This window comes from Mycoplasma collis ATCC 35278 (assembly GCF_000701825.1).
Lineage (GTDB): Bacteria > Bacillota_I > Bacilli_A > Mycoplasmatales > Metamycoplasmataceae > Mesomycoplasma_A > Mesomycoplasma_A collis.
This window is the reverse complement of record NZ_JNJY01000022.1, coordinates 1-10486: the sequence shown is the minus strand read 5'-3', so window position 1 is coordinate 10486 and position 10486 is coordinate 1. Positions and strand designations below refer to the sequence as shown.

Annotated in this window: 11 protein-coding genes; 8 read left to right on the top strand and 3 right to left on the bottom strand. The window is 23.8% G+C overall.

What is annotated here, in order from left to right:
• Window positions 1-617: class I tRNA ligase family protein (locus T403_RS0103670; RefSeq protein ID WP_033161467.1), on the bottom strand; the 617-nt coding region annotated here is incomplete at its 3' end.
• 162 nt (window positions 618-779) lie between these two features.
• On the opposite strand from T403_RS0103670, the gene T403_RS0103665 reads away from it, so the two are divergent.
• From T403_RS0103665 to T403_RS0103640, 6 genes are all read left to right on the top strand, one after another.
• Window positions 780-1061 (top strand): hypothetical protein, encoded by a 282-nt coding sequence (locus tag T403_RS0103665; protein WP_033161466.1) that lies wholly within the window; start codon window positions 780-782, stop codon window positions 1059-1061.
• Window positions 1062-1102: 41 nt separating this feature from the next.
• The gene (lepA, locus tag T403_RS0103660) at window positions 1103-2893 is read left to right on the top strand and encodes a translation elongation factor 4 (RefSeq protein WP_033161465.1); all 1791 of its coding nucleotides are present in this window, start codon (window positions 1103-1105) and stop codon (window positions 2891-2893) included.
• A gap of 15 nt (window positions 2894-2908) precedes the next feature.
• Window positions 2909-3733 (top strand): MSC_0882 family membrane protein, encoded by an 825-nt coding sequence (locus tag T403_RS0103655; protein WP_033161464.1) that lies wholly within the window; start codon window positions 2909-2911, stop codon window positions 3731-3733.
• 248 nt (window positions 3734-3981) lie between these two features.
• On the top strand, window positions 3982-4206 hold the full coding sequence (locus T403_RS0103650; RefSeq protein ID WP_033161463.1) for a hypothetical protein: 225 nt from the start codon (window positions 3982-3984) through the stop codon (window positions 4204-4206).
• The gene (locus tag T403_RS0103645; RefSeq protein WP_033161462.1) at window positions 4193-4384 is read left to right on the top strand and encodes a hypothetical protein; all 192 of its coding nucleotides are present in this window, start codon (window positions 4193-4195) and stop codon (window positions 4382-4384) included. Before T403_RS0103650 ends, T403_RS0103645 begins: the two co-directional genes overlap by 14 nt.
• The gene (locus T403_RS0103640) at window positions 4362-4958 is read left to right on the top strand and encodes a hypothetical protein (RefSeq protein WP_033161461.1); all 597 of its coding nucleotides are present in this window, start codon (window positions 4362-4364) and stop codon (window positions 4956-4958) included. Before T403_RS0103645 ends, T403_RS0103640 begins: the two co-directional genes overlap by 23 nt.
• A 118-nt stretch (window positions 4959-5076) precedes the next feature.
• Here T403_RS0103640 and T403_RS0103635 read toward each other — a convergent pair whose 3' ends face one another.
• Complete coding sequence (locus T403_RS0103635; RefSeq protein WP_033161460.1) at window positions 5077-5880, bottom strand: alpha/beta fold hydrolase; 804 nt, start codon at window positions 5878-5880, stop codon at window positions 5077-5079.
• Window positions 5881-5945: 65 nt separating this feature from the next.
• Complete coding sequence (gene topA / locus T403_RS0103630) at window positions 5946-7826, bottom strand: type I DNA topoisomerase (RefSeq protein WP_033161459.1); 1881 nt, start codon at window positions 7824-7826, stop codon at window positions 5946-5948.
• A 230-nt stretch (window positions 7827-8056) separates the two neighbouring features.
• Here topA and nagB point away from each other — a divergent pair, with 230 nt between their 5' ends.
• Both nagB and T403_RS0103620 read left to right on the top strand, forming a co-directional pair.
• Entirely contained in the window at window positions 8057-8779 is a 723-nt protein-coding gene (nagB, locus tag T403_RS0103625) for a glucosamine-6-phosphate deaminase (RefSeq protein ID WP_033161458.1), read from the top strand.
• Window positions 8779-10338 carry an exo-alpha-sialidase gene (locus tag T403_RS0103620; RefSeq protein WP_033161457.1) on the top strand — a complete coding sequence of 520 codons (1560 nt, stop codon included), beginning with the start codon at window positions 8779-8781 and terminating at the stop codon, window positions 10336-10338. The genes nagB and T403_RS0103620 overlap by 1 nt, the downstream gene beginning before the upstream one ends.
• The last annotated feature ends 148 nt before the right edge of the window (window positions 10339-10486 follow it).

Below are 10486 nucleotides of genomic sequence, written 5' to 3'. Positions count from 1 at the left end.
TGTTCAGCATATTCAATTTCTGCTTCAGCTAATGCAGTTTGACTAGAAGGAGATCAATAAACAGGTTTTAACTCCTTGGTTAAATAACCATTTAAAGCCATTTTTTTTAACAATTCAAGTTGCATAGCTTCGAATTTTGGATCTAAAGTTACATAAATTTTATTTCAATCAGTTAATATTTGTAATTTTTTAAATTGTTTTTTTTGATTTTCTATCTGTTCTAGAGCATATTCTTTAGCTTTTGTTCTTAAAAAAGCTGAATCAATATTTTTGTGATCTTTTTTAATACTTTGTAGCATTTTTAATTCAATAGGCATTCCATGTGTATCTCAACCACAAACCAAAGGTGAGTAATAACCTTTTAAATTTTTATATCTTACAATAATATCTTTTAAAATTTTATTTAAAGCATGTCCAATATGAATATCCCCATTAGCATAAGGAGGACCATCATGCAACACAAATTGTTCATTTTTTTTATTTTTAGCTAAAATTTGCTCATAAATTTTATTTTTTTCTCAAAAATCAGAATATTTCATTTCTTTAACCTTCAAATTCGCTTTCATCTCAAAACTAGTTAAAGGCATGTTTAATGTATTTTTATAATCTTTTTTCATTAACCCTCCAATTATTTAATTATTCAACATTTAATAAATTATTTAATTAAATATTATAAATTATAATATTAAAAAAACGTTTATATTGTATAATTAAAAGAAATATTTTAATACTAAATATATTTTTCTTTAAATATTTACTAAATAAATGTGAGGTGAAAAATGGAAACAACATCTAAAAATGAAACATTTTCAAATGCTAACTTAGAAGATAATGTAGTAGTTACAGAAGTTTATTCAAGAAAAGCTAGAACTCCAAGAATAAGAAGAAATAGATGAATTTTTGGAATATTTTTAAGCACAATAATAGTTGGTTTAGCTGCTGGTAGTTCTTATTTAATTTATCATCTTGTTCAACAAAATATAGAAAGAAAAAAACTTAAAGAAGAACAAGAAGAAAAAAGAAATTTACCAAAAGAACAAACAACAGAAAATCAAAAGTAATTTCTAATTATTTTTGATTTATTTTTTAATTTAAATTATTTATGGATAAAAGTAAGATAAGAAATTTTTGCATCATTGCACATATAGATCATGGTAAATCAACATTAGCTGATCGAATTTTAGAAATTACCAATGCTGTTGAAAAAAGAGAGTTAAAATCTCAACATTTAGATTCCATGGATTTAGAACAAGAACGTGGAATTACAATAAAGCTCAACTCTGTTCAATTAAAATATAAAGATCATCTCTTTCATTTAATTGATACCCCAGGTCATGTAGATTTTACTTATGAAGTTTCTCGATCATTAGCAGCTACAGAAGGGGCGTTATTGTTGGTTGATGCAACACAAGGTATAGAAGCTCAAACTTTAGCAAATGTTTATCTAGCTATTGAAAACAATTTAGAAATTATACCTATTATCAATAAAATAGATCTACCTTCTGCAGATCCAGAAAAAACTAAAAAAGATATAGAAAATATAATCGGAATACCTGCGGATGATAGTATTTTAATTTCGGCAAAAACAGGTCTAAACATTGATAAAGTTTTAGATGCTATAATCGAAAGAATACCAAGCCCTAAAAACGCTGATGATTCCAAACCGTTAAAAGCTTTAGTTTTTGACTCTTATTATGATATTTACAAAGGAGTTGTTTTATTAGTTAGAATTGTTGAGGGAACTATTGCAATTGGACAAACCTTTTATTTAATGTCGAATAAAAAGAAATTTCATGTTGTAGAATTAGGTGTTAAAACTCCTGCAGAAGTTAAAAAAGATAAATTAGTTTCAGGAGAGGTTGGTTGAATTGCTGCTTCCATTAGAAATGCTAAAGATATTTCAGTGGGTGATACTATAACATTGATTGATAATCCTACAAAAGAACCTTTATCAGGTTATAAAAAATTAAAACCTGTTGTTTATACAGGGTTTTATCCTGTTGATGGCAAAGACTTTAATCTTTTAAAAGAATCATTAGAAAAAATTTCTCTTTCCGATTCTTCTATTGCTTACGAAACAGAATCATCTAAAGCATTAGGATTTGGTTTTAGAATTGGATTTTTAGGAATGTTGCATATGGAAGTTTTACAAGAAAGATTAGAGAGAGAATTTAATGTAAATTTAATAGCAACAACGCCATCTGTAGAATTTAATGTTTATAAAACGGACAAAACTATGGAAAAAATTTCTAATCCTTCACTTTTTCCAGAACCAACATTTATTGAAAAAATTGAAGAACCATACATTAAAACAACAATTATAGTGCCTGAGGTTTATGTAGGTTCAGTTATGGAACTGTGTCAAAATAAAAGAGGTAATTTTGTTGATGTTGAATTTATTGATCAAAATCGTAGAAATGTAGTTTATGAATTACCACTTGTTGAAATAGTTTTTGATTTTTTTGATATTTTAAAATCAATTTCAAAAGGTTATGCGACATTTGATTATGAAGTTATTGGCTATAAACAATCCCCATTAGTTAAACTAGATATTCTGCTCAATGGGGATAAAATTGATGCTTTTTCAATAATTGTTCATAAAGAATTTGCTTACAACAAAGGAAGAGAATTAACACAAAAACTTAAAAAAGCTATTCCAAGGCAAAACTTCGAAGTTCCAGTTCAAGCTGTAATTGGAGCCAAAGTAATAGCTCGTGAAACAATTAAAGCTTATAGAAAAGACGTAACAGCTAAACTTTATGGTGGTGATGTTACAAGACGTAAAAAATTATTAGAAAAACAAAAAGAAGGTAAAAAGAGAATGAAAGCTATAGGTTCTATTGAAGTGCCTCAAGAAGCTTTTCTTGCTATTTTAAAAAAAGACGTCCAATAAGGATAAGGAGGCGATATGCAATTTTTAGTAAAATCTAAAAAAAATAAAATTGATGAATTAAATGAAATTGAAGAAAAAGCCGATGATTTAAAAGAACATGTTAAACCTGAACAAGCTTTAAAGGTTTTTAGAAATGAAACAATATTTTTAATTTTAAATCTTATAGTTTACTTTATTTTAGTTTTTTCAGTTGGGATTTACACTATTTTATTAGCTACAAACCAATTTAAAACAGCTTTTAAAATAACAACAAAAGATGTAAATTGAAGTTGATTAATTATACCAATTTTAATTTTATTATTTACATCATATAAATTAATAAAAACATCATTACTTTTATGAGAAATAAAGAAAAGCACAAAAAAATTCCAATCAGAATCTGAATATGATAAGAAAAATGCTTCATTTATAATGATAAAAATTTATAGAAGATTAGTTTTATCACAAACACATCACAATTGATTATCCTTTATAGCTATTTTTTATACAACTGTTATAGCTTCAATATTTTATGGATTTTTAAAATGAAAATTTGCAAGAGAAAGATTTGTAGATTTTATTCCTAGTGAAAACTATTTATTTACAGTTGTGGGGATTATTTTAGGGACTATCATACTTATTTGAGCTATATTTTCAATTATAAGATTTAAAAGAAAGTCAGAAATAAACCACCATTTCGGAATTGAAATAACACATTTTGATGGTATTGAAAATTCCAAAAGATTTTTAAATAGAATTTATTTAAAAGGCTTTATTTTTTCAGTTATTTTAATATTTGTAATAATGTATTTCACCATAAAATACATTTTTAAAATTATTGGTGCTTTTACAAAAAAATAGTTTTTATTCAAACAAAAAACAGAAAAGAATTTTATCTTCTCTGTTTTCCTAAAATAAACATTCAAGTGCAACACTTTTGTGTTTGTTTTTTTTATTTTGCAATTTTTTTATTAAGAATTTAATAAAAATATTTATATTACAATTAATTAAAAAAACCAAAAACTATATAAAAAATCTTTATATATTTTTTTTATATTGACATATAATTAAAATATATTGAATTTTGTTAATTTACAAAAGAGTTTAAAATGAAAAAAAATAAATTTTTTACAGATTTTGATTTATATTTAGAAAAATGAAATGGCTATTCATGAGAAGAGGTTAAATCAGTAACCGTTGTAAATAGTAATGTTGAAGTAATTGATTATAAAGTTAATGAATCTGATAAATATAGGATAAGAGTTAAAAAATATTCAAACATTTTTGAAAATTCGATAAACGATGTTTTGGCGGTAACATATGTTAAAAATTAAACTTAAAAAAATGTTTTGCTATGTTGGAGCAATTTTAAGCTTAGGAAGCTTTTGAACTTTAACTAGTTGTTCATATTTAATTAGAATTGAAGATAATAATATAGATACAAGTGCTCAAAATATTGACGATTTATTGAAAAAATATAAAAAAGAATATGATAAAAACTTTTTTAAATAAAGAGAAAATAAAAAAATTAAATTCAAAATCAAAAAATTTAATAAATAAATTATATGAAAAATGAAACATTACTAAAAAAAATATTATTCGACATTATTCAGCTGGAAATATTGATAAAAAGGAAAAAGAATTTATTGATAATAAACAAATGTTTATATCACCTAAAACAATCGAATCTATTAGAAATAAAAATGAGTTTATTATAACTAATAAAAATGATTATATAAAATATTTCCCAAATTATAAATTCAAAAATTTCCAAAAAAATAAAAATTTTTTCAAAACACATAATGTAATTGCATTTTTTATAGATGAAGCTGAAAGACTCTTTAGCTTTATTGATCATATTTACCCAAAAAAAATAAACAATAAAATAATAATCAAACGTTTTAATTTAAAAGACGTTAATATGCATATTAAACTCCCCACATATGTCGATTCTGAATATATATTTTTCTTTCCTTATGAAAAAAAATATGAAATTGAATTTATTAATGATAAATTAAAAACTCTTGAATCTATGGAGATTTTATTTAAAATAAGTAATGAAAATAGTGATTTCAATAATGATTAATAAATTTATTTAATTAAATAAAATACAAACAAAAAAGTATTGCGTTTTAAAGTTTATTTCAAAAACCAGAAAAGAATTTTATCTTCTCTGGTTTTTATTACAAATTTTATAAATAAGTTTAATTACTTAAATTTATAAAGTCTTTTATTGTTTTAAAATATAGTATAAAATTTTCAAAATAAAGCATATGTCCTGTTTGTGGGAAAACTTCAATTTGAATATTTTTAACATTTTCTTTAAAATATTTTATACATTCTTCACGATCAATTACAACATCTTTTTCACCCAACATAAGCAAAGTAGGGATATTTATTTTATTTAATCCTTCTTCAATTTTATTCATTAAATCAATATTAGGTAAAGATCGCCCTAACTTTAGAATATTAGGGTTATTATATAAATAAGGGTTAAATTTTTTCTTTTCTATAGTGTTGAATTTTTCACTATTTATAATTGCATCGCCATCAAAATATAATCCTTTAATAAAGGTTTTAAATTCTTCAAATGTTTTAGGAAAATAATGTTGTCTAAAACTGTTTTTAAGTTTTAATGAACTTTTATTCATTGGTGCTACATAAATTAACTTAGAAAATAATTTAGGTTCCTTTGAATATGCTAAAGAAATAATTCCTCCACCCATAGAATGACCAATCGCTATTACATTTTTTAATTCATTTTTTTTAATAAATTCAATTAACAAATCAGCAAACTGATAAACAGAAACTTCATGATTATTTTTAGGCTCAAGTAAACTGTTGCCAGGAAAAGCTATAGCATAGTAGTCGTTATCTGTTCATTTGTTAGCAAAAATATTATGAATTTCAGGTCCAGAATTAAACCCATGAACAAAAATAATAGGTTCTTTATTTGCTTTTTTATTATCAATAAATACAAAAGGATAATCATATAAAATCTTTTTCATTTTTTTATTATATTAAACAAATAAAAAAAACACCCAAATTTAATTTTAAATTAAGATGTAAATTTTTATTTTTTCTTTTTAGATCAATCGACATATTTTCTTTTGAAAACTTGACTAGAACCTGGTACTGATTTTACAAATTTACATTTAGGAAAATTGGAACAACCAATAAATTTCTGTTTTGTAGCTTTATTAAAACGATAAATTAAATCTACATTATCTTCAGGACACAATTCATCAGCTTTTTGCACAACTGTAGTTTTTTCTATATGATCTTTAGATGTTTCGACATTTTTTTGGAAATAATCTCAAAAATTATCTAAAACATTTTTATAATCTTCTCTTCCTTCTGCTATCTCATCGAGTTTAGTTTCGATTGTGGATGTATATTTTTCATTAATTATTTCGGGGCTAATTAATAATAATTTTTCTAAAACTTTGATACCAAAATTTGTAGGTATTAAAGTTTTTTCTCCACTTTCTACATATAATCTATCTTTTAGTGTTTTAATAGTGCTAGCAAAGGTAGAAGGTCTTCCAACTTTGATTTTATCCATTGCTTCAATTAAAGATCCATCATTGTATCTGCTAGGTGGTTGTGTTTGAGAATCGCTTAATTTATATTCTTTAATTTCTACAATATCATTTTCTTTTAAATTCAATAAATCAGCTTTATTTTCTTTATCTTCAAAAATTTTGTAATATCCATCAAAAATAATTTTAGATTCTGACATTTTAAAAGTATATTGTCCATTATTAAGTGTGTATCTATAAATTTCTCTTTTTGGCACTTTCATAATTGCTTGTAATGAATTTTGATAAATTAATGAATAAATTTTATAATCAACATCATTTAAATTAAATTCTTCTTTTGCTTTAGCAGGAGTTAAATTTAAATCAGTAGGTCTTATAGCCTCGTGAGCATCTTGGTCACCAGCAAAACCTTTAACATCATCAGCAATATAATCAATACCAAAGTTCTTTTCAATATATTTTTTAGCATGATTTAAAAAAGTCTGACTTAATCTTGTTGAATCTGTTCTAGGATAGGAAATTAGTCCGCCAGAACCATAACCTTCATATAAGTTTTGCAAGCTAAATTGAACAACTGATGAAGACATTCCTGATTTTTTATATAAAACAGATTGTTTAAAAGGAGTGATTTTAGCTTCTTTTTTTTGACTTTTTTCAATTTTAGTAACTATTAAATCACCTTTATTTTGTTTCAAATTATCATTAAGATGATTGAAAATTTCTTGAGATTCAGTTGGAGCAATTCAACTAGGATTATTTTCATAAGGTTTTTCAGCATTAAAATATTCAAACTCAATGTTTTCATTATGTTTGTAAATACCTTTAATTGTTGAAAACTTTATTGGTATAAATTTATTTCTTTCAATTTCTTTATCAATTATTAATTTAAGTGCAACAGATTGAACTCTTCCAGCTGTAGGGGTTATAGGCGCTTGAGTTATTTTTAAATCTAATAATCTTGATAATCTAAAACCAATAATTCGATCAAGAATTCTTCTAGTTTTTTGAGCATTTACTAAACTTGTATTAATTAATATTGGGTTTTCTAAAGCTTTTAAAATAGCATTTTTAGTTATCTCATTATATTTAATTCTTTTATATTTATCTTCAATCTTTAATAAATCAACTAAATTTCAAGCAATAGCCTCTCCTTCACGATCAGGGTCGGTTGCGATTAAAATTTCATCATATTTTTTAACTGCTTTTTTAAGTTCTTTAATTGTTTTTTTCTTATCACTTTTTTCTTCATAAATTGGCTCTCAAGTTTCTAAATTTACACCAAAACCATATTTTCCAGAAGTTTTTAGTTCTAAAATATGACCCACTGAAGCCATTACATCATAATTTTCGCCTAAATATTGTTTTATAGTTTTAATTTTATTTGGGGATTCAACAATTACTAATTTTTGCATTTTTTAATTATAACAAATTTTTTATTAATTTTTTAAAAGGACAAAAATCAAAAATAAATTTAAAAATGACTTGTTTTAAAATTATTTTTTTAAAAATAAATAAATGAAATAAATACTTTTTCATTTTTTAAAAAAAATAAAAATGTGAAATATTTATTAAAATTTAATTTTAAATAAAACCATATATTATAATTTTTTTAAAAAATTTAAAATCAAGGAGAATAAAATATATGAATATAATAATTAAAGAAAATGAACAGCAAATAGCAGATTTTGTTGCTGATATTATCAAAAGTGAAATCAAAAATAAACCCAATTTAAACATTTGTTTTGCAACAGGGAAAACACCGATAAAAACTTATCAAAAATTAATTGAAATGTATCAAAATAAAGAAATTGATTTTAGCCAAATCACAACTTTCAATTTAGATGAATATGTTAATTTAGAACCAACTCATCCTAGTTCATATCATTATTTTATGAATAAAAATTTATTCAATCATATAAATGTGAAAAAAGAAAATATATATTTACCTAATGGAATAGGGAATATAGAGAAAAACTCTGAAAATTATGAAAATATCATCACTAAAAAAGGTGGTATTGATTTAATGATTTTAGGTATCGGAACAAATGGACATATTGCTTTTAATGAGCCAGGATCTACAAAAGATCAAAAAACAAGAGAGGTAAAATTAACTCAAAGCACTATCGAAAGTAATAAAATATATTTCCAAAATGAAAATGACATTCCTAAAACCGCTATTTCTATGGGAATAGGGACTATTTTAAAAGCTAAAAAAATTATTTTATTAGCAAGTGGAAGTTCAAAAGCAGTTGCAATTGAAAAAGCAATAAATGGTCCAATAGATTCAAAATTACCGGCAAGTTTTTTACAAGAACATGAAGATACAATGTTTGTAATTGATAATGATGCAGCGGAACTTTTATAATGAAAGTAAAAATTTTAAGTGAATTAAACTTATTTCCTTCAGGTTATTTAAATTCTCATAGTTATCGTATTCCTTCTTTATTGAAGTTATCTAATGGTAAAACAATAGCAATTGTCGATCAAAGATTAGACAGTCAACTAGATGCTCCATATAGCAGAATTAACCAAATTATTAGAATTAGTGAGGATGGAATAAAATGAACTGAAGGTAAAATTATTTTTAAATTAGAAACATTTAGGGAAGAAAACAACCCAAGTTTTATAGATTCAGTTATTGTAGAAGATAAAATTAATCAAACAATTTATTTAGCAGTTGATGTATGACCAGGAAGCAGCGGGCTAATGCCTATTGTTGAAAAACAAAATCCGTTAAGCGATCATTTTTTAGGTTTTAGCGAGGATTTAAAATACCTAAAACTTTTAAAATGAAATAGCAGTTCTAAGTTTATATTAAAACCTTATGAAGATGAATACTTAAAAAATAGATGATTTAGGGCTTATGAAGTAATAGATGGAAAGTGAAACAATACATTAAAATTCAATTTAAAAATTACAAATATTTTTGTTGATAATAATTTTGATAGTGAAACTGGAATTTTAAAAGGTGCTGTTTATGAAAATATAAACGAAACAAAAAATATTTTTAAAGCAAAACCAGTTTGCTCTATTTGGGACGGGATTAATCTAAAAAATCCAAATTATAAAAATCCTAAATATTACATTTCTTCAAGCCCTTATCTATATTTATTTAAAAGTGTAAACAATGGACTTAATTGAGAATTAGTAACTAATTTAAATAACCAAATTAATAAATTAAACCCTAAAACTAATGCGCTAGTTTGAGGACCAGGAAAGGGTCTTCAACTTCAAAATCAAGTAAATAAAGAGAAAAACGGAAGATTAATGTTTCCTCTTTATGAAGTGAATTATGCACTACCACTCTCAGCTTTCGTTACTTATAGTGATGATTATAAAACATGAAAAACTAGTTCATATTTAAACGATCCCAAATATAAAAATTGAAACTGACTTTCTGAAACGCAAATAGTGGAATCTAAAAATGGAACTTTATATGCTTTTGCTAGAAACCCTTATCAAAATAAACTTTGTATTTCTATTTCTAATGATGGTGGTGAAAGCTGAAGCGATTTAAACAAAAAAAACATTGATTATTTTTCAACAATTAATTATAAGCCAATAAATGCACAAATAATGCATGGTTTAGCTAATTTTGAATTTAGAAATAATGAATATATTTTATTAAGTTTACCTACTGAAAAAAGTAGAAAAAACGGCAAAATTTTTATTATAAAAAATTATGATTTTAAAAATATTCGAGAACTTTTCCAAATAGATAATATAAATGATTCTTTTGGTTATAGTACTATTGAAATCTTAGATATACAAGATAATTTTGTAGATTTTGCAATTTTATATGAAGTGAGCAAAACAAGAAATAAAGATTTAGAATGAGTAGGATTTCAAAAAGAAGAATCATCTGTCACAAAAGAACCCAGCGAAATTTTTTATAAAAAATTAAGAATTGAATTTGATAATTAATTTTTAATATTTTTAAATAAAAAAACAAACTTTACAATAAAAAAAATTTTTAAAAATTTTTAATTTTGTCTTGAAGTTTGTTCCCAAATTCTATTTCTAAGTGCAACACATTTAAAATTTTTAAAAAAGTAATAAAATTTTAAATGGG